Annotated in this window: 21 protein-coding genes and 2 pseudogenes; 22 read left to right on the forward strand and 1 reads right to left on the reverse strand. The window is 37.5% G+C overall.

Going from position 1 to position 23,620, the window contains the following annotated elements; translation table 11 throughout:
• Window positions 1-43: 43 nt before the first annotated feature.
• Window positions 44-907 carry a universal stress protein gene (locus IEE84_RS07905; protein ID WP_191113770.1) on the reverse strand — a complete coding sequence of 288 codons (864 nt, stop codon included), beginning with the start codon at window positions 905-907 and terminating at the stop codon, window positions 44-46.
• A gap of 418 nt (window positions 908-1,325) precedes the next feature.
• On the opposite strand from IEE84_RS07905, the gene IEE84_RS07910 reads away from it, so the two are divergent.
• The 22 genes and pseudogenes from IEE84_RS07910 to IEE84_RS08015 all read left to right on the forward strand — a co-directional run bounded on the left by IEE84_RS07910 (window position 1,326) and on the right by IEE84_RS08015 (window position 23,513).
• Entirely contained in the window at window positions 1,326-1,859 is a 534-nt protein-coding gene (locus tag IEE84_RS07910) for a DUF2058 domain-containing protein (protein ID WP_191113771.1), read from the forward strand.
• A 629-nt stretch (window positions 1,860-2,488) separates the two neighbouring features.
• Window positions 2,489-3,577 (forward strand): polysaccharide biosynthesis/export family protein, encoded by a 1,089-nt coding sequence (locus tag IEE84_RS07915; protein WP_191113772.1) that lies wholly within the window; start codon window positions 2,489-2,491, stop codon window positions 3,575-3,577.
• A 14-nt stretch (window positions 3,578-3,591) separates the two neighbouring features.
• Window positions 3,592-4,035 carry an arsenate reductase/protein-tyrosine-phosphatase family protein gene (locus IEE84_RS07920; protein WP_191113773.1) on the forward strand — a complete coding sequence of 148 codons (444 nt, stop codon included), beginning with the start codon at window positions 3,592-3,594 and terminating at the stop codon, window positions 4,033-4,035.
• Between the two features lie 13 nt (window positions 4,036-4,048).
• Window positions 4,049-6,280, forward strand: coding sequence for a polysaccharide biosynthesis tyrosine autokinase (locus IEE84_RS07925; protein ID WP_191113774.1), 2,232 nt, complete (start codon window positions 4,049-4,051; stop codon window positions 6,278-6,280).
• A gap of 113 nt (window positions 6,281-6,393) precedes the next feature.
• Window positions 6,394-7,671: a Vi polysaccharide biosynthesis UDP-N-acetylglucosamine C-6 dehydrogenase TviB gene (gene tviB / locus IEE84_RS07930; RefSeq protein WP_191113775.1), complete on the forward strand. Its 1,278-nt coding sequence runs from the start codon at window positions 6,394-6,396 to the stop codon at window positions 7,669-7,671.
• A gap of 45 nt (window positions 7,672-7,716) precedes the next feature.
• Window positions 7,717-8,781: an NAD-dependent epimerase/dehydratase family protein gene (locus tag IEE84_RS07935; RefSeq protein WP_191113776.1), complete on the forward strand. Its 1,065-nt coding sequence runs from the start codon at window positions 7,717-7,719 to the stop codon at window positions 8,779-8,781.
• Between the two features lie 7 nt (window positions 8,782-8,788).
• Entirely contained in the window at window positions 8,789-9,847 is a 1,059-nt protein-coding gene (rfbB, locus tag IEE84_RS07940; protein WP_191113777.1) for a dTDP-glucose 4,6-dehydratase, read from the forward strand.
• Window positions 9,844-10,737 carry a dTDP-4-dehydrorhamnose reductase gene (gene rfbD, locus IEE84_RS07945; RefSeq protein ID WP_191113778.1) on the forward strand — a complete coding sequence of 298 codons (894 nt, stop codon included), beginning with the start codon at window positions 9,844-9,846 and terminating at the stop codon, window positions 10,735-10,737. Before rfbB ends, rfbD begins: the two co-directional genes overlap by 4 nt.
• A gap of 9 nt (window positions 10,738-10,746) precedes the next feature.
• On the forward strand, window positions 10,747-11,625 hold the full coding sequence (gene rfbA / locus IEE84_RS07950; RefSeq protein ID WP_191113779.1) for a glucose-1-phosphate thymidylyltransferase RfbA: 879 nt from the start codon (window positions 10,747-10,749) through the stop codon (window positions 11,623-11,625).
• Window position 11,626: 1 nt separating this feature from the next.
• On the forward strand, window positions 11,627-12,193 hold the full coding sequence (rfbC, locus tag IEE84_RS07955) for a dTDP-4-dehydrorhamnose 3,5-epimerase (protein ID WP_191113780.1): 567 nt from the start codon (window positions 11,627-11,629) through the stop codon (window positions 12,191-12,193).
• Window positions 12,190-12,591 (forward strand): sugar 3,4-ketoisomerase, encoded by a 402-nt coding sequence (locus tag IEE84_RS13220; RefSeq protein WP_191113781.1) that lies wholly within the window; start codon window positions 12,190-12,192, stop codon window positions 12,589-12,591. The genes rfbC and IEE84_RS13220 overlap by 4 nt, the downstream gene beginning before the upstream one ends.
• A pseudogene (locus IEE84_RS13225) lies at window positions 12,588-13,040 on the forward strand (acyltransferase); the annotation flags it as partial. The gene IEE84_RS13220 and the pseudogene IEE84_RS13225, both read left to right, overlap by 4 nt.
• A gap of 5 nt (window positions 13,041-13,045) precedes the next feature.
• Window positions 13,046-14,152, forward strand: coding sequence for a DegT/DnrJ/EryC1/StrS family aminotransferase (locus IEE84_RS07970; RefSeq protein WP_191113783.1), 1,107 nt, complete (start codon window positions 13,046-13,048; stop codon window positions 14,150-14,152).
• Between the two features lie 394 nt (window positions 14,153-14,546).
• Window positions 14,547-14,705: pseudogene (locus IEE84_RS13270) on the forward strand (DapH/DapD/GlmU-related protein); the annotation flags it as partial.
• Window positions 14,706-14,707: 2 nt separating this feature from the next.
• Window positions 14,708-16,171, forward strand: a complete 1,464-nt coding sequence (locus tag IEE84_RS07980) for an oligosaccharide flippase family protein (RefSeq protein ID WP_191113785.1) — start codon at window positions 14,708-14,710, stop codon at window positions 16,169-16,171.
• Between the two features lie 4 nt (window positions 16,172-16,175).
• Window positions 16,176-17,135: a glycosyltransferase family 2 protein gene (locus IEE84_RS07985; RefSeq protein ID WP_191113786.1), complete on the forward strand. Its 960-nt coding sequence runs from the start codon at window positions 16,176-16,178 to the stop codon at window positions 17,133-17,135.
• A gap of 124 nt (window positions 17,136-17,259) precedes the next feature.
• Window positions 17,260-17,697 carry an acyltransferase gene (locus IEE84_RS07990; RefSeq protein WP_191113787.1) on the forward strand — a complete coding sequence of 146 codons (438 nt, stop codon included), beginning with the start codon at window positions 17,260-17,262 and terminating at the stop codon, window positions 17,695-17,697.
• Entirely contained in the window at window positions 17,694-18,788 is a 1,095-nt protein-coding gene (locus IEE84_RS07995) for a glycosyltransferase (RefSeq protein WP_191113788.1), read from the forward strand. Before IEE84_RS07990 ends, IEE84_RS07995 begins: the two co-directional genes overlap by 4 nt.
• A complete protein-coding gene (locus IEE84_RS08000; protein ID WP_191113789.1) occupies window positions 18,781-19,983 on the forward strand; it encodes a glycosyltransferase in 1,203 nt (400 codons plus the stop codon). Before IEE84_RS07995 ends, IEE84_RS08000 begins: the two co-directional genes overlap by 8 nt.
• A gap of 40 nt (window positions 19,984-20,023) precedes the next feature.
• Window positions 20,024-21,094 carry a glycosyltransferase family 4 protein gene (locus IEE84_RS08005; protein ID WP_191113790.1) on the forward strand — a complete coding sequence of 357 codons (1,071 nt, stop codon included), beginning with the start codon at window positions 20,024-20,026 and terminating at the stop codon, window positions 21,092-21,094.
• A 231-nt stretch (window positions 21,095-21,325) separates the two neighbouring features.
• Complete coding sequence (locus tag IEE84_RS08010; protein ID WP_224737690.1) at window positions 21,326-22,285, forward strand: hypothetical protein; 960 nt, start codon at window positions 21,326-21,328, stop codon at window positions 22,283-22,285.
• 67 nt (window positions 22,286-22,352) lie between these two features.
• Complete coding sequence (locus IEE84_RS08015; protein WP_191113792.1) at window positions 22,353-23,513, forward strand: glycosyltransferase family 4 protein; 1,161 nt, start codon at window positions 22,353-22,355, stop codon at window positions 23,511-23,513.
• The last annotated feature ends 107 nt before the right edge of the window (window positions 23,514-23,620 follow it).

Here is a 23,620-nt window from a genome sequence, read left to right on the forward strand (position 1 = left end):
CTGAGGACACGCCCTAGACGATAAACATAAATATATGACGTTATTACCGCACTAGAATGACCGGCGATAACGTGCTAGCGATAATTTCTGTCGTTGTACTTCCGAGAAACAGTTGCTGCCATTTCGAATGTCCGTACGCACCCACCACCATAATGTCGACATTGTTCTCTACCTGAAATTTTAACAATCCGTCCACCGCATCAGAAGCAGATAAGTGATGTGCTTCAACGACAAACCCAGCATCTTCTAACTGTGCGGCGGCGGCGCTCATACTTTGCTTGGCGGCGTCGTTATGATTGCCTACCATCACGATATGGCCTTTTAGACCTTTTAATAGTGGACTTTTTGACACCATTCGTGCTGCTTTAATAGAGGTTTTACTACCATCAAAGGCAATCATATACGAGCTTGGCTCTTCAAATTTCTCTGAGCAAATCAATATAGGAATATCTGACCCACGAGCGACTGTCTCGATTTGACTACCAATATTAATCCGACTGTTCTTATGATCTTCTCCACGGCGTCCCATCACAATCGCACGATTTTCTTCTTTGAAATGCTCAATGCTAGGAAGCAGTTTGCCGTGGCGTTGATAAACGCGAACATTGACATCAGCGAAACTGCTTTGAATGTGGCTTTTTGCATCTTGTACCAATGCATTACTATAGCTGTTGACGACTTTTGCTCTTTGCTCATCTAACTGGGACAACTCTTCTAATAAAAACTGACGGCTATTTATGCCTATAGCACCTGATAAATCCCGCCTGGTCGATGCTGGTATGTCACTGACATGCAATAACCCAACAGGTAGGTTTAGTTTACTGGCATACCATGCTGCATAGTCACAAACCGATTCAGTCACTGCCGAGCCGTCAATACAGGCTAAAATGTGCTGTGATGTTGTCATAATCTGTCCTTAAATTAATCATTTATTCCTATACAGCTTGTTAGATCTGACCAAGCTATGCTCTTTGGTTTATGTTCTCTGTTTTATACTCTTTAGTTTATGCTGTTTGGCTTATGTACTCTGACTGGGGTATATTTCATTTACCTGATGATAGTTAACTTTCAAAAATTATCTTATCAAGTAAATTTACCCCTTCACTTGATAATAACCAATTTACACGGCTTCATCCAGCGATGTGTGCGACCCTTTTGCAATAATTGCAATTTGTTACTGACAGCATCGTGCATGGCTCACCGCAGACTGATACCTAGCTATATATAAAGTCTTACCGTCGTCTAACCACATGCGCTAGCAAAGTTTGCTACAATGTATTTTTTAGCATTTATGATTTCGGTATCGTTATTTAGGTGATTGGATTATGGCAAAAAACGCCCTACAGGCTCAATTATTAAAGGCTGGATTGGTTGATAGCAAAAAGGCCAAGAAGATCAGCAAGCAAACGCAACATGCCAAGCGTACTGGTGATTCAGAGAGCGTCGAAGCAAAAAAAGCATTAGCAGAGGCGCAAGCTCAAAAGCTAGAAAAGGATCAAAAGCTTAATCAAGAAAAACAGCGCGTATTGGAAGAGAAAGCATTAAAGGCCAATATCGTCCAAATGATTAAACAGCATCAGATTACTGAGACAGAAGGTGAGGTTAGCTATCAGTTTGTCGATGAGTCCAAAGTAAAGAAAATCACTATTACTCAGAAACTGTACGACCAAATCGTGGCCGGTCATGTGGTTATCGCACGTTTGGAAGAGAGCTACGCACTATTGCCTCGTCCATTGGCTGATCGAATTGATTCAAAAATGGAAGGCTTTATGGTTGTGTCAAACGACACTGCTGAAGAAGCATTGGCAGAAGACGATCCGTATGCCGCTTATGTGATTCCAGATGACTTGATGTGGTAGGTAAACACTTAGTCCAGTTAATATCCATCAAAAATACATTAAATTTTGGACTGTTTTAGCTTACAATATATTAAAAATATTTTCTCATCGTCTATTTTTAACTCTGGTATAAGTGCAAACAGTCTAAATAATTATTACTTATTAAGTCCAAATAACCCTTATAGATAAGCCTAAAATAGATAGTGTTAAGTATAATTTTTGCTAGAATTTAACTTTAACCTTGATTGTCGTTAACAACATCAGATTTTCATTATCAGTAAGTCTTTACGACGAGATAGACTTATTTAGAAAGAATATTCTAGTATATAAAGACCGTATTATTAACAATAATTTCTATCAAATAATTCGACACAATATTAGGTAATAATTAGGCTACTCTACCTCAAAGTACTGTGTTACATGCGTTAGATTTATTTGCAAAGATATGTATAATATTAAAATTAACCATCCTTTCTGTTTAATTTCTATAAAAAATATATTTAATGTCCCTTTTGATAGATAAGAACTATGTAAATATTTAACATACACTAAGCTACTAAATAGATAGCTTAGTGTGCTAGACTGCTGACTTTTAATTTTAAAAATTCAAATGTTCGTTGCATCACTATTTAATCAAGGTAAAAATTGTCATGATTCTTTCGAAAACTCGGCAATCACTGTCTATTACTGTTGCCTTAACGTTTATCATCGGGTTAACTACAGGTTGCACGAGCATAAATACTGGTCTGCAAGCTGGCGACTTACCTCCTAGTGGTGTCTTCCAAGCGGATAATGGTATTCAGTTTGATATTCAGCCACTCAGTTTAGCAAACTTACCTTCTAAACAGATTATAAGTCGCCCTGATAATAATATATCACAACTAATTAGAAGCTCTAGCCGATTAGACTATCGTATAGCTCAAGCAGATGTCTTGAGTATTACCTTGGTCGGATATCCTGATATTACTGCTGCAGGGTCTACAGGCTATCCGGTTGATCAGCAAGGATTCATTCAGTTTCCATTAATAGGGCGTATTAAAGCCAGTGGCATGAGTGTGCCACAATTTACTGCGAATCTAAGTAGCCAATTACAGCGTTATCTCAAATATCCAGACCCGCAAGTAAAAGTTACTGATTATCGTGGCAACAAGTTTTTTATTGACGGTGAAGTAAGTAAGCCTGGTCAATTTAGCATTGCAGATACACCAGTTTCTTTATATAGCGCTATTTCTATGGCGGGCGGAGCAACGCCAACTGGTGACTCTAACAGTATAGTATTAAATCGTAACGGCGTTAGCTACAACATCGGTTTACAAACATTACGAGAAATGGGGTCATCAGCCAATCAAATATACATAAAAGACGGTGATTCAATTCATGTAAATAGTCAGAGCCGTAATAAGATATATGTCTTAGGTGAGTTTGGCAAAGTAGAACCTGTCTCTATACAGGAGCAAGGCCTAAGTTTAGCGCAAGTATTAGGTGAGTCCAATGGTCTGAACTCTAACACTGCTGATGCAGCTAAAGTATATGTTGTTCGTGACAATACTGATTATCCGATGACTAATATCTACTATGTCGATATGCGATCAATTACGAGCTTCTCTTTAGCTAATCGTTTTGAAATGCTTCCTAATGATATTGTCTACGTTGATCCTACTGGCTTAACTCGCTGGAATCGTGTTATCAGCTCTTTACTGCCTTCCTCATCGGCAATTAGATCTGTTTCAGGCTTATAAAAGGCGTTAGCATTATGGAATTTAATAATATTTTAGTACTTTGTGTGGGAAATATATGCCGTAGCCCAATAGCTGCGGCTCTTTTGATAGATAAATATCCAAATAAACATATTGATTCAGCAGGTTTATCAGCTGTTGTGGGGCATGGGGCTGACTCAAACGCCCTGAATACGATGTCCGCATTTAGTCCCGTAATTAATTCAAGCATGAACAAACATATTGCCAAGCAAATTAATGAAGAGTTAACAGTGAAAGCAGATTTGATTTTGACTATGTCAACCAGTCAAAGCAAATGGGTTGAGGATAAGTGGCCACACTGTCGTGGAAAAACATTCAGAATTGGCTACTGGATTGATAAAGATATTGCTGACCCCTATGGACATGATAAGTTAGCATTTGAGGCTGCCAAACAAGATATTATTGACAGTTTGAGTCCATGGTTTAATAAAATTAGTTAAATAGTGAATACTTATGAATACAGATTCAAACAACTTATCAAAGTCTACTGCCGAAAAAGATAGCAATGATATCGACTTACTAGCTTTAGTTTTCGTTGTGCTACGAGGCTGGAAAACCTTGCTTTTTTTTGCAGTATTAGGGTTAATCATAGGAGTACTATATAGCAGATATGAAAACCCTACTTATAAATCAGACGCTCTCGTTCAGATCGATACTACATCACAAGGTGTTTCGGCACTCGGTACAAATATCTCTGACCTCGTTTCAACTGAAGTAAGCCCAGCTGAAACAGAGGCGTTATTAATTAAGTCGCGTATGATATTGAAGCCAGTAGTCGACTTGCTTCATTTGAGCATCCGCTTGAGTGATCCTTCAATAAACTCTTTAGATAGAATAAGAAGCAATCAAACTCATACTCAAGTGAATACGGTAGAAGGTGTAGAGCTAAAAACTGCTGACGGGCAGGTACAGATTAGTCAGTTCGATGTCTCACAGGCTTACTTAGATAAGTCTTTTACCTTATCCAAATCTGATACTGATAATAGCTTTACGCTTAGTAATGGTTTTGATGACTTTAAAGGTCAATTAAATAAGGTAAATTATTTCAGAGGTACAGATGGTATTATTCAAATCACTGTTAATGATTTACCTGATGATAACCACCCTATAACTATCGCTAAGCAGTCCCTTCAGAATACAACAGATGCTATAAGTGGTGCTCTGACAGTCGCCGAGCTCGGTAGTAAAACTGGTATCATTCAACTATCTATGATTGGCTCAAACCAAGAACAAATCACCTTGATACTTAAGAAAGTAATTGATTCTTATATTGCTAAAAATAAATCTCGTGGATCTGAAGAGACGACTAAGACACTTAGTTTTATGGAAACACAAATACCATTGCTTAAGCAAAAGCTAGAAGCGTCTGAGGCTATATTCAATGACTTCCGCGAAAGGTCTGGTAGTATTGATATTAGTCAAGAGTCTGGACTGCTAGTGGCAGAAAGCTCACAAATTGACTCACAAATTAATGAATTAAAATTAAAGAAAGCAGATTTAACCACGTACTATACTGAAGAGCATCCATTAGTTCTTCAAATAAATGACCAACTTAAGGTTCTAAATAATAGAAAGCAAGAAATTAAAAATGATATTGAAAAACTCCCTAGAACTCAAAGAGAGTTTTTGAAATTATCCGCAGATACAGAGATAAATAGAGAAATTTATCTCACTATGCTCAAAAACTATGAGCAGTTAAAAATCGTAAAAGCAGGCCAGATAGGTTTTGCACGTGTTGTTGACATGCCTATTAGTACTTATCGCACTATTGCACCGAAGAAGCAGCTAATTATAATGCTCTCAATACTGTCGGGTATTTTACTAGGGGTCATGGTAGTATTCCTTAGAAGCTTGCTTAGGAATACGGTTAAGGATCCAGATCGTTTGGAGTCTAAAACTGGTGTGCCTGTGATTGCCACTATTCCACGTTCTCCTTTATTGACAAGACTAGCTAAAAACAGAAAAGCACCTAATCGTTTACTGGCTTATGCTGATCGTAACAGCTTGAGTTATGAGGCTATAAAAAGCTTACGAACTCATCTCATGTTTGGTATGCCTGAACAAGGGAAAACGGGCAAACGAGCTAAAGTTATACTCATTTCAGGCGAAAGCCCTGGTATTGGGAAATCCTTTATCTCTGCCAATTTATCAGAAGTATTTGCACAACTTAATAAAAAGGTTTTGATTATAGATGCTGACATGCGTATGGGTGAGCTGCACAGAACCTTTAATATAGAAGGGGACTTCGGTTTAGCTGATTATTTGTCAAATAAAGATAATACAGAGCAAACAAGTGATAGAATTGCTAAATTCGTGCAGCCTACTGGTATGGACAATATTGATTTTATACCTAGAGGTCAACCTCCAACACAGCCAACCACTCTCCTCGCTAGTAAAAAGTTGAGTGAGCTGATGTCAAATCTAAATCAGCATTACGATTATATTATAATCGACTCTCCACCGATACTAGCGGCATCAGATGCTATTATCTTGTCAGAGTATGCTGATAAACTACTAATGGTGACTAGATATGAGCATTCAGTAGAGAGACAGCTAGTCTATGCAATAGGCCAGTTGACTAAAGATCATGTGCGTGTTGATGGAATTATCATGAATGATGTACAACAAGGTGTGATGAATAAATACAGTTATCACTATAGCTACGCTTATGGTAATAATAAATAGCTACCACACTGATTATAAGTTTTAACCAGTAGCCTTCTATTTAAAGAGGCATTATGTAAAAACATGCTGATTAGAAGACTGTCACTCAAAACAACATGGTTTAAAAAGGCACTATGATAAACATTAATGATATTAAAATAGCCATTATTGGTCTTGGCTATGTTGGATTACCACTTGCAGTCGAGTTTGGTAGAAAAGTTACTACAATAGGTTTTGATATTAATAGTAATCGTATTGCTGATCTAATATCAGGTGTAGATCATACGTTAGAAGTTAGCAAGGAAGAGTTGGCTCAAGCCGCGCATTTGAGCTTTAGCTCAGACATCACTGAGCTGCAAGACTGTAACTTTTATATTGTAACAGTACCAACCCCTATCGATGCGTATAAGCAACCAGACCTTACCCCATTAATAAAAGCATCTACAGCTATAGGTGGCTTGCTTAACAAAGATGATATCGTAGTCTACGAGTCTACGGTATACCCTGGTGCGACTGAGGAAGTGTGTATTCCAGTATTAGAAAATATCTCTGGACTTACTTTCAATCAGGACTTTTTTGCAGGTTACAGCCCTGAGCGTATCAATCCAGGTGACAAAAAGCATCGAGTGACTAATATATTGAAGGTCACCGCAGGCTCTACGCCAGAGGTAGCCGACTTTGTCGATGAGGTATACAACTTAATCATTACCGCAGGTACGCACAAAGCCCCGAGTATCAAAGTAGCAGAAGCGGCAAAGGTCATTGAAAATACGCAAAGAGATGTCAATATTGCCTTGATTAACGAGTTGGCCGTTATCTTCAATAAGATGAATATCGATACCGAAGCAGTGTTGACCGCTGCCGGTACTAAGTGGAACTTTTTACCCTTTCGCCCTGGCCTAGTCGGTGGTCACTGTATCGGTGTTGATCCTTACTACCTAACCCATAAAGCTCAAGCCATAGGCTACAACCCTGAGATCATCTTGGCTGGTCGTCGCTTAAATGACAGTATGGGTGAGTATGTAGTAACGCAACTGGTCAAAACGATGATCAAAAAGCGCATTCAAGTTGAAGGCGCAAAAGTGCTCATATTAGGACTTAGCTTTAAAGAAAACTGCCCGGATGTTCGAAATACTAAGGTCATTGATATCGTTCATGAGCTACAAGAGTATAATATCGACGTCGATGTCTACGACCCTTGGGTAGACAACAACGAAGCCCAGCGTGAATACAATATTACGCCAGTTAGTGAGCCTATCGCCAATCAGTATGATGGTATTATCTTAGCCGTTGCCCATCATCAGTTTATCCAAATGGGTATAGACAGTATTCGCGCCTTAGGTAAAGACGATCATGTGCTCTACGATCTTAAATATGTATTTGCTACAGATGAGACTGATATCCGTCTATAACTTGGTTAACAATAAATGAGAGCCATCACTATTAAGAGCAGCCCTATGAATTTAAAAGCAGAGAGTTCAGTACCAACACAGACGACGTATGAGAAAGTGAAGCAAGAACTGGTAAACGCACCAAAGACATGGTTAGTGACTGGCGTAGCCGGTTTTATAGGATCCAACTTACTCGAAACCTTGCTACTACTTAATCAAAAGGTCGTAGGCTTGGATAACTTTGCAACTGGCTTTCAGCATAACTTAGATGAGGTGCAATCACTGGTAACGGCTGAGCAATGGCAAAACTTTAGCTTTATAGAAGGTGATATTCGTAAGCTAGACGACTGCTATACCGCCTGTATAGACGTAGACTACATCCTTCATCAAGCCGCACTGGGATCAGTACCACGCTCTATCGCTGACCCTATCGCGACTAATGATACCAATATTTCTGGTTTCTTGAATATGTTGGTAGCTGCACGTGATGCAGAGGTTGCGAGCTTCACTTATGCTGCCAGTAGCTCAACGTATGGCGATCATCCTGCCCTGCCTAAAATAGAAGGCAATATTGGTAATCCTCTATCCCCTTATGCAGTGACTAAATACGTCAATGAGCTGTATGCCGATGTGTTTGCCCGTACTTATGGCTTTAATACGATCGGTCTGCGTTACTTCAATATCTTTGGTAAGCGTCAAACGCCTGATGGTGCCTATGCAGCCGTGATTCCTAAGTGGACGGCAGCTATGATCACGGGCGAGGAAGTATTCATCAATGGTGATGGTGACACCAGCCGCGACTTTAACTTCATCGAAAACGCGGTACAGGCTAATATCTTAGCAGCGACTGCTACTGACGACGCGAAAAATGAGGTATATAACGTGGCGGTCGGTGGCCGTACGACATTGAACACATTATTCACAGCGCTACAAGAAAATTTAGCCATCAATGGTGTCAGTTATACTCAGGATGCAGTATATAGAGACTTCCGTGCAGGTGATGTACGTCATAGTCAGGCAGATATCAGCAAGATACAAAACGCACTAGGCTATGCACCTCAGTTCGATATTGTTCAGGGTATTGAAAAAGCGATGCCTTGGTATGTGAATACGAAGTTAATTACAAAGTAGAATTTATATGAAAATATTAATTACAGGTGGTGCCGGTTTTATCGGTTCTGCTGTTATACGCCATATTATAGATAAAACTGATGATCAAGTACTAAACGTCGACAAACTAACTTATGCAGGCAATCTAGAGTCTCTCAAAATGATTGATGGTAGCCCACGATACGAGTTTCGACAGATCGATATCTGTGACGCAGAGTCACTGAAACAAGCCTTTACTAGCTTTAAGCCTAACCTGGTTATGCATTTGGCTGCAGAGTCTCATGTAGATAGATCTATTGACGGACCTGCTGAATTTATCAATACTAATATCGTCGGTACTTACAATTTACTAGAAGCTGCACGTCATTATTGGCAAAATCTTGGTGAGGCAGAAAAATCTCAGTTTAAATTTCATCATATTTCTACTGATGAGGTTTATGGTGATCTAGAAGGTACGACTGATTTATTCACTGAGTCTACACCTTACGCACCAAGCTCACCTTATTCTGCAAGTAAAGCAAGCTCAGACCATTTAGTGCGTGCATGGCAGCGTACTTATGGACTACCAACTCTTATAACTAATTGCTCCAACAATTATGGCCCATACCATTTCCCTGAAAAGCTTATTCCTTTAGTTATACTCAATGCTTTAGACGGTAAGCCATTACCTATTTACGGTAAAGGTGATCAAATCCGCGACTGGTTGTTTGTAGACGACCATGCCCGCGCTCTATATAAAGTAGTCACTAAGGGTAAAGTGGGTGAAACTTATAATATTGGTGGTCATAACGAAAAGCAAAACATCGAAGTGGTTAAGACCATTTGTCAGATATTAGATGAGTTACAACCAAAAGTTGACGCACAAGCATATGAGTCACTGATTACTTTCGTCAAAGACCGTCCAGGCCATGATTTACGTTATGCTATCGATGCTAGTAAGATTGCCAATGATTTAGGCTGGATACCAGAAGAAAGTTTTGAAACAGGTATACGTAAAACGATTGAATGGTACTTAGAAAATTTAGAATGGTGCCGCCGCGTGCAAGATGGTAGTTATCAACGTGAAAGACTAGGCACTACAGAATGAAAATACTACTATTTGGTAAAAGTGGTCAGCTAGGTTGGGAGCTTCAACGTACTCTTTCACTACTAGGTACATTGATTGCACTTGATCGCTCAGGATCCGAAGATTTATGCGGAAATTTATCTGATTTAGAAGGTCTACGTAATACTATCAATGCTGTGAAACCGGATATTATTGTCAACGCAGCAGCTTATACAGCAGTGGATAAAGCTGAAAATGAACCTGAGCTTGTACAGCTAATTAATGCACAAGCACCAGAGCTATTAGCTCAAGAGGCCAAAAGAATAAACGCTTTACTAGTCCATTACTCTACCGACTATGTGTTTAGTGGTAAAGGTAAAGCTCCTTGGAATGAAAATGACGATCCAGAACCTCTTAACCAGTATGGTCAAAGTAAGCTTGTTGGAGAGCAGTCTATACAAGCTAGTGGTTGCAAATATCTCATATTCCGCACCAGTTGGGTATATGGCAACAAAGGTAATAATTTTGCTAAAACGATGCTGCGATTATCGAGCGAGCGTCAATCATTATCGATAATTAATGATCAAATGGGTGCTCCAACTAGTGCAGCATTGTTAGCGGATTGTACGGCTCATTCTATATATCAAGCGGTTTATAATCCCCAACTTTTAGGTTTATATCATTTATCTGCCAGCGGAAAAACTACTTGGTATGAGTATGCTAATTTGGTCATTGAATACGCTCGAACTATGGGCAAAGAACTGTTGGTAAACGAGATAAAACCAATAACTACTTTAGAGTATCCTACTCCTGCAAAACGTCCGCTCAATTCAAGACTTGATACTACAAAATTTTGTAATAATTTTAATCTGGCGTTGCCGCAGTGGCAAGATGGCGTGATCAGAATGCTTAATGAAACTAACAACTATTGAGAATGTAATATGACAAAGCGTAAAGGTATTATTTTAGCTGGTGGTTCTGGTACTCGTTTGCATCCTATCACGATGGGAGTATCTAAGCAGTTACTCCCTATATATGATAAACCAATGATTTATTATCCATTGTCGGTATTAATGTTAGCCGGCATTCAAGACATTCTACTTATCTCTACTCCTGAAGACCTGCCTAACTTTGAAAAAATGCTAGGTAATGGTAGTCAGTTTGGGATTAACATAGAATATGCTGAGCAACCTAGCCCTGATGGATTGGCTCAAGCATTCGTTATTGGTGAAGATTTCATTGGTGACGGTAGTGTATGTTTAGTGTTAGGAGATAATATCTTCTATGGCCAGAATTTTTCCTCTAAGCTTAAAGCTGCTGCTGCACAAGATCAGGGTGCGACCGTATTCGGTTATCATGTTGCTGATCCAGAACGCTTCGGTGTGGTCGATTTTGATAAAAACGGTTTCGCTCTAAGTATTGAGGAAAAACCTGTTCAGCCTAAATCTAACTATGCCGTTACTGGATTATATTTCTACGATAATCGTATCATTGAGATTGCTAAGTCCCTATCACCTTCGCACCGCGGTGAACTCGAGATTACTGATATCAATCAACGCTACTTAGATGATGAGCAGCTACAAGTTGAGCTATTGGGTCGTGGTTTTGCTTGGTTAGATACAGGTACACATGAATCGTTATTGGAAGCAGGTCATTTTGTGCATACTATCGAGCAGCGTCAAGGTTTAAAAGTTGCGTGTTTAGAAGAAATCGCATGGAACAATGGCTGGATCTCTAACGATACCCTTCGTGACCAAGCTGAGAAGTTTAAAAAAACAGGCTATGGCCAGTATCTCTTTAATCTTCTGAACGAGAAATAAAGTGAAATTAATTCAAACTGACATTCCTGATGTCGTCTTGATTGAACCAACGGTCTTCACTGATGAGCGTGGCTGGTTCATGGAAAGCTTTAATGAGCAACGCTTCCACCAAGAGCTTATCAAATTAGGTTTACCAGTCCCTCGTCCTTTTGTACAGGATAATCACTCTTGCTCAAGTAAAGGCGTCTTGCGTGGATTGCACTATCAGGCAGCGCCACATGCACAAGGTAAGCTTGTACGCGTTACTCAAGGTGCCGCTTTCGATGTCGCAGTAGATATTCGCAAAGACTCACCAACCTTTGGTAAGTGGGTCAGTGCTGAACTTACTAGTGAAAATAATCACATGTTATGGATACCTGAAGGGTTTGCCCATGGTTTTATAGCGTTAAAGGAAAATACGCATTTTCTTTATAAAACTACAGATTATTATAATAAAGAATCTGAACGAGCTATCATGTGGAATGATTCTGACTTATCGATTGATTGGCCCTCTCATACATCTATTAGAATTAGCCAAAAAGATAAAGAATCGTCTTCTTTTTCTTATACAGTTCAGGAGTGGGTATGAGTCTATTGAATTTCGTTAGCTTCCCTCCATTAGGCGATGAACGTGGCTCTTTAGTAGCTTTGGAATCTGAGAAGACAGTACCTTTTGCAATTAAACGTGTTTACTATATTTTTGCCACTCAAAAAAGTGTTGCACGTGGTTTTCACGCTCATAAGAATCTTAAACAAGTCGCTATATGTGTTACTGGTAAATGTCGCATGATTCTTGACAATGGCGAAAATCGTGAAGAGGTATGGTTGGATTCTCCAACTAAAGGTTTGTTGATTAACGATCTAGTTTGGCGAGAGATGCATGACTTTAGTGAGGATTGCGTATTACTAGTACTTGCTAGTGAGCACTATGATGAAAATGATTATATCCGAGATTATGGTAGTTTTTTAAAGCAGGTTAGATTATGAGTTTCATACATCATTTAGCAGATGTTGCATCTTGCCAAATAGGTAAAGGCACCAGAGTTTGGCAATATTCTGTCATTCTTGAAAACGCTAAAATTGGTGACGATTGTAATATCTGCGCACATACACTCATCGAAGGTGATGTAACTATTGGCAATAATGTAACAATAAAGTCTGGTGTATATATTTGGGATGGTACACGCATTGAAGATAATGTGTTCCTTGGTCCAAACGCAACTTTAACCAATGATTTGATGCCACGTTCTAAACAGTACCCTGATAGCTTTTCAGGTATTATATTGAAAAAAAATTCAAGTATTGGCGCGAATGCAACGTTACTCCCAGGAGTTACTATAGGCGAAGGCGCTATGGTTGGTGCTGGTGCAGTAGTCACTAAAAATGTTCCAGATTATGCAGTTGTCGTTGGTAATCCAGCAAAAGTTATTAGGTATATAAAATGACTCCCTTCTTAGATCTTAAAACTACTAATGCTCAATACCGTGACGAGTTAGTTGCTGCTGCTACCCGTGTTATTGATTCTGGCTGGTACGTGCAAGGTACAGAGGTAAAAGCTTTTGAACAGGAATTTTCTGCTTATTGTGCCACTAAGCACACTATTGGTGTCGCCAATGGTCTTGACGCTTTAACGCTAACGCTGCGGGCATGGAAAGAGATGGGTAAGCTTCAAGAAGGTGATGAAGTTATTGTCCCTGCTAATACTTATATTGCCAGTATCCTTGCTATTACTGAAAACCGTTTAGTGCCAGTATTGGTTGAACCAGATTTAGTAACCTACAACTTATGTCCAAAAAATGTAGAAGCAGCAATTACTGAAAAAACCCGTGTTATTTTACCTGTGCATCTATACGGTCAGTTAGCGGATATGCCAGCTATTATGGCTATAGCTAAACGTCATAGTTTGCTAGTGCTCGAAGACTCAGCGCAAGCACATGGTGCTAGCATCAACGGTAAAAAAGCAGGTAGTTGGGGTGATGCAAGCGGTTTTAGCTTTTACCCAGGCAAAAACTTGGGCGCTTTAGGTGATGCGGGTGCTGTTACTACGAGTGATGATGAATTAGCCCAAGTAATACGTGCTTTAGGAAATTATGGCAGTCACAAAAAGTATGAAAACCTGTATCAGGGAGTTAATAGTCGACTCGATGAAATTCAAGCTGCTATGCTACGCGTTAAGCTTCGTCATATAGATAAGGATATTGCAGCTCGTCGCGCTGTTGCAAAAGCTTATATAGAGGGTATAAATCATCCGAGTATTACTTTACCTGATTGGCAAAACGAACAGTCGCACGTATTTCATCTTTTTGTTATTCGTACTAACCAACGTAATGAATTGCAGCAGTACTTATTAGATCACGATGTCCAATCGTTAATTCATTATCCGTTACCACCACATAAGCAGCACGCTTATAGCCAGTGGGAGACCCTTAACTATCCGATAACTGAGATAATCCATGACCAAGTGTTGAGTTTGCCAATAAGCCCGGTTATAACCACAAAGCAGACCCTAGATATTGTTACCAAAATCAATCTATTTAAAGGTAATTAGCATGTTTTCTAATATTGTTAGGGAAATCAATTATTTTCTTATTGATACTTTACCGTATATAAACCGTATGCGTTTTGAATTAAATCGTTGGCGTTTTTATGAATCAGGTACTAAAGGTAGCTTAGCTAGAAATGTTCGTCTTAGAGGCCGTACTGAAATTTTATTAGGTAATAAAGTTACTTTTCGTTCAGGTGTGTTAATTAGTGGCAACGGAAAATTAATTATCGGCGATAATACTACTTTAAATGAATACACTATTATTGCTTGTACACAGTCTGTAAAAATAGGTGCTAATTGTATGTTTGCACCTTACTGTTATATCTTGGATGTAGATCATGAATTCGCAGACACATCAATTGCTATTAAAGATCAGGGCTATCGTCAAGAACCCGTTGTTATTGGCAATGATGTTTGGTTGGGAACAGGTGTTGTTGTGACAAAAGGTGTAACTATTGGCGACGGCTGTATTATTGCAGCTAATAGTGTTGTAAATAAAGATATACCTGCATACAGTATTGCAGGTGGAGTCCCCGCTAAAATACTGAGAAGTCGGTTATGAATTTGTCTCTAGGCAAGGGTTTTGCCTATTTAACCAGTGCTAGCTTTATCGGTACCTTTACGCAAGTAATTAAAGGCAAGTTAATGGCTGTGTTTTTAGGTGCTGCAGGTGTTGGTATTTACTCACAGTTAACATATCTGTTCAATTTAATGTTCACTATTGCTAGCTTAGGTTTTCGCAATGGTATTATTAAAAAAGTAAGTCAGAGTATCGATGATAATGATACTGAAGCCGTTATACAACATTATGCCAGTATCTTTATTTTTCTTTCACTTTTTTCAATTATTATTACGATAATTGTATGTTTATTTGCAAATACAGTTTCTAACTATTTATTTGCGGATTTAGGTAAAAAATCTACACTTGTAATTTTAGTATTATTAGCTATCCCCTTTGCGGTATTAGCAAATACTTACCAAGCAATGCTCAGCGCATCTATGTCAATTAAACTTATTGTTAAAGCTCAGGTTATTGTTGATATTTTTAGCTTACTACCATTCTCTATATTGTTATATTTTGGAGAAATTAAAGGCGCTGTAGCTGCTTTTGTTTTTTATCAGGTATTAAAATTATTAGGTAATACTTACTATTTTTATAAAAAATATGAAATAAACTTATTTCCAAAGTTTTCAGTATTTTCTTGGCAAGACATTGTAATAAATTTTAGGTTTGGTATAAGTGGGTTACTATTAGTTTCATTAAATATGCTGTTAATGATTTTTATATCAAGATATATCATAGCTGAGTTAGGCGAACAGTCTAATGGTTTCTTTGCCGTTGCTTTCAAAGTGGCAACCTTATACTTAGGGGCAGTTTATGCTAATGCTTCAAGCTATTATTTCCCGTTACTATCCAAAAGTCGTAACACTAAGAATTTACGCGATAATGTAAACCATACCTGTCGGTTTTATTTCTATTTATTACCACCATTAATTGTTGGTATTATGGCTGGTAGCGAGTGGGTAATCAGTTTACTTTTTAGCAAAGAATTTTTACCTGCAGCACTGCTTTTGCTGTTTTTTCTTCCAGCAGATCTACTGCGTATTACTGCTGAAACATTTGGTCTTCCATTATTAGTAAAAGAAGAGTTTCTAGCTTATAACAGTTGCTACATAGCTTGGGCTATTTGTTATGGTTTAACGGCAATTATCTTTATAAATAAGTTTGGCCTTGTTGGTATTGGTATAGCCTACTTATTTTCACAGATTATTAATTGCTTACTGGTTTTATCCGTTGTAGCTTGGAAATTGCAGGTTTGGCCAAGTTATAGTTTTTTATGGAGCTTTTTTTTAGCAATCTCTCTAGTAGCAACTGCAGCATTTGGTAATTTCTTGTTTAGTGGCTTTGTCACCAAAATTATTATTAGTGTTTTGGCTTTATTGACTTGGTTTTTTATATCTTATAGGCAACATGAATTTCGGAATTATTTACAGCCATTATTACAAAAGATTTTAAGGTAAAACGATGAAAAAAAATCCTTTAGTTACTTATATCATTCCATCGTACAATCATGCACTGTATATTGAGCAAGCTATAGAAAGTGTTTTGAAACAAACATATGAACCTATAGAGTTGATTATTATTGATGACGGTTCCAAAGATAACACTAAAGAAGTTTTAATGAAGTACTCAAATCATCAAAATATCCAAATTATTTTTAATGAAATCAACCTTCGCCAAAGTGCGACAGTAAACAAAGCCCTGAAATTAGCAAAAGGTGAATTTATTGGTTTATTACCATCAGATGATTGGCTGCTGCCCAATAAGGTGCAGTTACAAATAGAAAAATTTAGTCAAGTTCATAAGAATGTTGGAGTAGTATATGGTAAAGGAGCACGGTTTTTTGAAAACAATGATGGATCTTCAGAGTTGGTTGAAACCGCTTATCATATGTATAAAGGTAAAATTACAGAGCCTCTAATATCGAATGGTAATTTCATTTACCCAATCACTCCATTATTTAGACGCAATTGCTTTCAAAAATATCCATTCGATGAATCTTATACCGCAGAAGGCGAAGCAATCTATTTGAAACTCTCTTTAAGCTTTGATTTTGATTATGTTGATGAGGTAGTGGGTGTAATGCGTGATCATATTGGCAACACAGGAAAGATCACCGACTTAATGTATGAAGAGAATTTACGCTATTTAACTGAATTTTTTGAGCGAGATGACTTACCTCAGAACATAAAATTATTGAGAAAACCACGTATAGCGATGCTTAAAAAAATTAAGGCTATGGAAATGATGATAAATAAACGGGAATATAGAAAAGGAAGGAAACTGGCGATTCAGGCTATAAGATTACAACCTAAGTACATAGCTAACTTTAAGTTTATGACTTCTACCTTGATGACATTTTTACCTGATGTTTTAACAGATACTTTATTAGAAAACTTCTATAAGAAAAAGCGTTCTTACTAACATGAAATTACTTAGGAAAATAGGTTCTCTATCCAAGAAAATTAATGCTAAATTTCTTGCTCACAAAATGTTTATATCCTGTATGTTTTTCAAAGAGGGGATATCTTTTGAAGGAAGCTTCTCTATGTCAGGCCCTGTTAATCTCGCCTGTACTGATGATGGTATTATTAAAATAGGTAAAAATGTGAGCTTTGGATATAATGTGAGAATTGTTGCTCAATTTGGAGAAATATATATTGGTGATGATACCCATATTGGAGATGGAACCTTAATCGTGGCTAAGGATAATATATATATTGGTAATAATGTACTAATTGCTGAATATGTGGTTATTCGTGATCAAGATCATAACATAGATAGTGATCCTATTAATTCTTCTGGTTTTAAGACAGCGCCAATTCATATAGAAAATAATGTTTGGCTTGCAGCTAAGTCTACAGTTTTGAGAGGCGTGCATGTAGGTGAAGGTGCAGTAGTGGCAGCGCATGCTTTAGTAAATAAATCAGTTTTATCAAGATCGATAGTTGCAGGTGTCCCTGCAAAACAGGTGGCTATGAGATGAAAAAAATTGCAATATTCCTTCCAAATCTAAAAGGGGGTGGTGCTGAAAGAGTATTCGTTAATCTCTCTAATGCTTTTGTAAAGAGAGGATTTGAAGTTGATATTATTTTGATCCAAGAGTGTGGTGAGTTATTAGATAGTCTTGATAAAGAAGTCCATATTATAGATTTGGATAAGAAAAGAATACGTCAGTCATTTATTCCTTTAATTTCTTATTTAAAAAAAAATAAACCAGACGCGTTCATAACAGTAATGTGGCCATTGACTGTTATTGGTATACTTGCGTTCCGTTTATCTAGTTGTAATGGATCGGTAATAGTTAGCGACCACAATACTTTATCCCTGTCAACAGCTGGGTTTAATAGGCTAAAAAAAGCTATTCTAGCTAAAAGTATAAAATATTTCTATCCATTAGCAGATATTCGTTTAGCAGTCTCCAAGGGTGTATCAGAAGATATCAAACATTTTTCAGGTCTGAAAAATTGTAAAATAGACGTGATTTACAATCCTGTTTTAATACATTCAGAAAACGAGTTTCTCACTAAGCCCAAAACTGAACGTCTAAGAGTTATTAATGTTGGTTCATTCAAAACTCAAAAAAATCAAAGTTTGTTAATAAAGGCATTTGCAAAAATTGCGCATATTATTGATGTAGAATTAGTCATCCTGGGTGACGGTCCTTTGAGAACAGACTTAGAAGCGTTAGTTCAAGAATTAAATTTAAGTAACTATGTCATATTTCTTGGTTTCAAAAAAGATGTTACAGCTGAATATATAAAATCGGATCTATTTGTATTATCTTCTGACTATGAAGGTTTCGGTAACGTATTAGTCGAAGCCATGAGCGTTGGAACTCCTGTAGTCTCCACTGATTGTAAATCTGGTCCTAGAGAGATCTTATGTGATGGCAAATATGGCAAACTAGTACCTGTAAATGATGTTGATGCTTTAGCACAAGCAATGCTGCAATCTTTGCAAGAGGAACACGACGTTGAGGGCTTAAAAAGGCGGGCTGCTGATTTTTCAGTTGATAAAATTGCCTCCCAATATTTAGATATAATGTTTCCTGAGAGACTAGTAAAAAATGACTAAGAAAAAAATACTATACTTATCTTACACTGGTCTGATGGAGCCACTAGGTCGTTCACAGATTTTAGCCTATCTATTGCGGTTATCAGATGAATATCAATTTACCATTATAAGTTTTGAAAAACCTGAAGACCTCAATAATATTGATGACGTAAAGGCTTTAAAACAAGAATGTGAGAGTTATGGTATCAACTGGCAGCCTAAAGCGTATCACCATAAGCCAAGATTATTAGCTACCCTATGGGACTTATCTGCACTGATTTATTACACTTGGTCATACTCATACTCTAACAGAGCTCAGTTGATACATTGCCGTAGTTACATACCAGCGATAGCAGCATGGCTCGTAGGTAAAACAACTAAAGTGCCTTTCGTTTTCGACATGCGTGCTTTGTGGCCAGAAGAGATGATCGATGCTGGACGCTTAGGCCGAGGTAGTATGATTCATCGAATACTAATCTGGTTAGAGTCCAAGCTACTAAAAGATGCGGCACATGTGGTTAGTCTTACCCAAGCTGCAGTTGATTACTTACAGGTGCAACAGCCACACTTAAAAAACCAGAATTTTTCTGTGATAACGACTTGCGTAGATTTAAACAAATTCAAACTTAATACTCCTATAAATAAGCATGAGAAGCTCGGCACGATGGGTACAGTGATTAGTGGATGGTATCATTTAGACTGGTTATTCTTATCATTAAAAACTCAATTACAAAGAGACAGTAGCGCAACCTTTAAAATTGTCACACGTGATTCAGAAAAAATACTGCGTGAAATGGCTAATAAATACGGTCTTCAGCAATCAAAATTAGAAATTATGAGCTCAAACCCTAATGACATAGCCAGTAATATTACTGACTTAAAGACAGGGTTACTTTATTTTACAGCCGGTATTAGCAAATTAGGTTCTGCACCAACTCGTATGGGAGAGTTTTTAGCTTGTGGTATTCCTGTGATCGGCAACCGTGGTGTTGGTGATATGGCTAGCTTAATAGAGAAATACCAAGTAGGTGTGGTTATTGAAGATGGCAGTCAAAAATCTATAGAACAAGCATTAGACAACCTTGACGAGCTCTATCAAGATAAAGAATTGAGCAGACGTTGTCGATACGCTGCAGAAGAATACTTCTCTGCAGACAAAGGTGCCGAGAAGTATCGTAAAGTTTATAAAGCAATAACTTTACTCTATAAAAAGTGACTGCTCGTTTTTTTCATGAATATTGTAAAAAGGTTTTAAAATGAAAGTGCTGGTTTTAACCAAATATCCTCGTATGGGTGCAAGTTCTCGATTAAGAACGCTACAGTTTTTACCTTTACTTGAGACTAGTGGCTTTGAGTTTACCGTTCAAAGCCTATTTGACAATACCTATCTTGAAAACCTGTATAACAACGGTAATCGATTTAAGTTGGCAAGCGCACGCTATTACTTCAAACGTTTTCTAACGCTATTAACGGTAAAGCAATATGATCTTATCTGGATTGAAAAAGAGTTATTTCCTTATTTTCCTGCTTTTTTCGAGAAAATGCTGGCCACAATAGGTGTGAGATATATAGTAGATTACGATGATGCTATATTTCACAATTATGATTTTTCAAAAAACAAACTAGTACAATTATTTCTTAAAAAGAAAATTGATAAAGTCATGAAGTATTCTAGCTGTGTTATGGCTGGTAATAACTATCTTGCAGCAAGAGCCAAAAGCTCAGGAGCTAAGAACATAAAGTTAAGACCTACTGTAGTCGACCATTTGAAATATAAAACCAAAGAAAACGTAAGTAAAGATCTTTTAACCATAGGTTGGATTGGTTCACCCACTACTCAAAAGTATATTACTGAAATTGCACCCATGCTATATGAAGTTAATAGACAGTGTTCGTTTCGCTTACTTTTAGTTGGTGCTACGAATGCTATTAAAAAAGATCTCCAGGGATTAGAGGTAGACATTTATCCTTGGGATGAAAATACAGAAGCTGACCTAATTCGTTTAATGGATATAGGTATCATGCCCCTGCATGATGGGCCTTGGGAAAAAGGAAAGTGCGGATATAAGCTCATTCAGTACATGGCGAGTGGCGTTCCAGTCATTGCCAGTGATGTCGGAGTGAACCGCGAAATAATAGAAAATTCAAAATCTGGTTTACTTGTCAAAGAGCAATCCGATTGGAGCAGTACTATAGTCAAGTTGATAAACTCACCAAATTTACGTGCACAGTTTGGTGAGGCAGGTAGAGATGCTGTAGAGCAAAACTACTCTATACAAAGCCAATTACCTAAGATTAATAAGATTTTAAATAGTTTTTTGGTCTAAAAATAGACTTTATAAAAGTAGAGGTAGGAATAAGTGTTAGACCTGAATTTGATTAATAATTATAGTTTTATAGCACTTAGACTATATGATTTACCTGCTCTTCTTATATGCCTACTACTAATAATAATATTGGGATACAAGTTTAAGGTTCCAACAAATTATCAGTTGCTCTTAGTGTTACATTGTTTCTTACCATTTGTATTGAATGACGTATTGTTTAGCGTTCACTATATGGGTGATCAACTTAGGTATTGGCAAGGCGTAAATGCTATAAGAAATGGTGAACTAGGCTTTGTAGAGGCTCTATTTAGCGGACAAAATGTTCTACAGGCGAGTGCTTTTCTAGCCGCAATACCTTTTCCAGCACCCTTTTCCTATATAAGTTTAGGTTTCTATAACACAGCGCTTTATATCATTCTCTTCTTCATACTTTATTTCAAAAATATATTCACAAAATTTACTGTATGGTTTTATTTGCTTTTTCCGAGTGCTGCGCTTTATACAGCTTTAAGCTTAAGGGAGACACTAATTTTCTTTTTTATGATTCTGACAATTGTTTTTGCTCGAGAGTCCAAGATATTCAGAAGTATTCTTTGTATTATCCCCATATATGTTATTAAATTTCAGAACTTTTTTATTCTAGGCCCTATCGTTTTAATGTATTTTATTTTTAGTGTTGCACAGAAAGGCATGGGGCTAACTAAAGCACTAATCATCAGTATTATTAGTTTAACTGGACTTATTTTATCGGCTCCTATTGCTATTCCTTTGGTCAATAAATATAGAGCAGCTATGTATCTTGAGGACGGAGGAGATATTGCAGACATTACATTGATATCTGGAATAGGTGATTTTGTCATTCAAGGTCTTACTTCAGGACTATACTTCCTCTCTAAACCGTTTATATGGGAAGCACGTGGCCTACTGCCTTTCATTCAATCATTCGAGAATTTATTTGTACTAAGCACTTTGTTTCTAATTACTCGCAATGCTTGGATAAAGAGTCCAGACAAGCTCGCTTTCTGGCTTTTATTTATGATATTGTCCATGTCTGTCTATGGCTTGGTAGTATTTAATTACGGTACTGCAGTTCGTTATCGCTATCCATTTGTCATGATTTACGTATTATTTGTTTGTGCAGACTGTAATATCCAGCAACTTTTGCCTAATAGACGTTTCCTTTTTAAATGATAACGTCTTATATCTTCATATTTGTAATGAATCCCAATATCAAGTCAAATCAGTTAGGTGAAATACTGTGAAATTTTTAATATATGCAAACTACTTACCTCATGTGTTGAACTTTCGAGGTAAGCTATTAGAAGCAATAGCCAATCTAGGCTACGAGGTACACGTCTTAGCACCGGATATAGATTCACATACCAAAGATTATAATACATTACTTGCCTTAGGTTATATCGTACATGCTGTACCTATGCAGCGTACGGGAACAAACCCTATTGCTGATATGAAGACACTGATAGTTACCTATCGATTACTGCGTGATATACAGCCTGATTATATGCTTTCTTACACTATCAAACCTATCATATATGGCACTCTAGCAGCATGGCTTGCCAAAGTACCTAAGCGTTTTGTTCTGTTATCAGGCCTTGGTTATACTTTTCAAGAAGTTGAAGAATCTGGAAAACGCAGTGGATTCCAAAAGTTAGTACATGGTCTATATCAGCAGGCATTGTCTAGATCGACTAAAGTATTTTTTCAAAATCCTGACGACTTAAACCTATTTAAAAAACTTCAGATACTAAAATCTAGTATACCTGCTGTGATAGTCAATGGCTCAGGAGTAGATGTGGCCGACTTTAATGTACTGCCCTTCCCTACAAATGAATCTGGAAATATCATACCTTCTTTTTTACTTATCGCCCGCCTTCTCAAAGATAAAGGTATCGTTGAGTATACTGAGGCTGCCAAAATTATAAAAGAGCAATATCCTTCAGCCCAGTTTCATTTAGTGGGATGGATAGATGAAAACCCAGCAGCAATTGATCAAGTGCAGCTAGATGAATGGATAGCAAGCGGCATCATCAACTACTGGGGCAAACTCGACGACGTTAGACCTGCTATTGCTGCCAGTTCTGTATACGTACTGCCCTCATATAGAGAAGGTACATCGCGATCTGTATTAGAAGCGATGGCTATGGGTCGGCCTATTATTACTACGGATGCGCCAGGCTGTCGTGAGACAGTGACTGAAGGCTTAAATGGTTACTTAGTACCTATTAAAACCGTGAATGAATTATCGTCCGCTATGGAGAAGTTTGTGGTAAATCTTGAGCTGATTACTACTATGGGTAAAGAGTCTCGTAAATTAACGGAAGATATCTACGATGTTCATAAAGTGAACGCTTTCATGACGGAAGAAATGGGTTTGGTAGATTTAAACCATTCAAGTTAGACTTACTCTAATTTTCCTTAAAATTACTCCTCAGCATCTGATTTAAGTTACTGAATAATTACAGTTTCTTTATTTCTATAATAAGTTATACTTGTCGAGTTTTTCAC

It is taken from the genome of Psychrobacter sp. 28M-43, assembly GCF_014770435.1.
Classification (GTDB): Bacteria; Pseudomonadota; Gammaproteobacteria; order Pseudomonadales; family Moraxellaceae; genus Psychrobacter.

Coding starts and splice junctions, on each gene's coding strand:
- IEE84_RS07905 (WP_191113770.1), bottom strand. CDS start 907: ATGACAACATCACAGCACATTTTAGCCTGTATTGACGGCTCGGCAGTG.
- IEE84_RS07910 (WP_191113771.1), top strand. CDS start 1,326: ATGGCAAAAAACGCCCTACAGGCTCAATTATTAAAGGCTGGATTGGTT.
- IEE84_RS07915 (WP_191113772.1), top strand. CDS start 2,489: ATGATTCTTTCGAAAACTCGGCAATCACTGTCTATTACTGTTGCCTTA.
- IEE84_RS07920 (WP_191113773.1), top strand. CDS start 3,592: ATGGAATTTAATAATATTTTAGTACTTTGTGTGGGAAATATATGCCGT.
- IEE84_RS07925 (WP_191113774.1), top strand. CDS start 4,049: ATGAATACAGATTCAAACAACTTATCAAAGTCTACTGCCGAAAAAGAT.
- tviB (WP_191113775.1), top strand. CDS start 6,394: ATGATAAACATTAATGATATTAAAATAGCCATTATTGGTCTTGGCTAT.
- IEE84_RS07935 (WP_191113776.1), top strand. CDS start 7,717: ATGAATTTAAAAGCAGAGAGTTCAGTACCAACACAGACGACGTATGAG.
- rfbB (WP_191113777.1), top strand. CDS start 8,789: ATGAAAATATTAATTACAGGTGGTGCCGGTTTTATCGGTTCTGCTGTT.
- rfbD (WP_191113778.1), top strand. CDS start 9,844: ATGAAAATACTACTATTTGGTAAAAGTGGTCAGCTAGGTTGGGAGCTT.
- rfbA (WP_191113779.1), top strand. CDS start 10,747: ATGACAAAGCGTAAAGGTATTATTTTAGCTGGTGGTTCTGGTACTCGT.
- IEE84_RS13220 (WP_191113781.1), top strand. CDS start 12,190: ATGAGTCTATTGAATTTCGTTAGCTTCCCTCCATTAGGCGATGAACGT.
- IEE84_RS07970 (WP_191113783.1), top strand. CDS start 13,046: ATGACTCCCTTCTTAGATCTTAAAACTACTAATGCTCAATACCGTGAC.
- IEE84_RS07980 (WP_191113785.1), top strand. CDS start 14,708: ATGAATTTGTCTCTAGGCAAGGGTTTTGCCTATTTAACCAGTGCTAGC.
- IEE84_RS07985 (WP_191113786.1), top strand. CDS start 16,176: ATGAAAAAAAATCCTTTAGTTACTTATATCATTCCATCGTACAATCAT.
- IEE84_RS07990 (WP_191113787.1), top strand. CDS start 17,260: ATGTCAGGCCCTGTTAATCTCGCCTGTACTGATGATGGTATTATTAAA.
- IEE84_RS07995 (WP_191113788.1), top strand. CDS start 17,694: ATGAAAAAAATTGCAATATTCCTTCCAAATCTAAAAGGGGGTGGTGCT.
- IEE84_RS08000 (WP_191113789.1), top strand. CDS start 18,781: ATGACTAAGAAAAAAATACTATACTTATCTTACACTGGTCTGATGGAG.
- IEE84_RS08005 (WP_191113790.1), top strand. CDS start 20,024: ATGAAAGTGCTGGTTTTAACCAAATATCCTCGTATGGGTGCAAGTTCT.
- IEE84_RS08010 (WP_224737690.1), top strand. CDS start 21,326: ATGGGTGATCAACTTAGGTATTGGCAAGGCGTAAATGCTATAAGAAAT.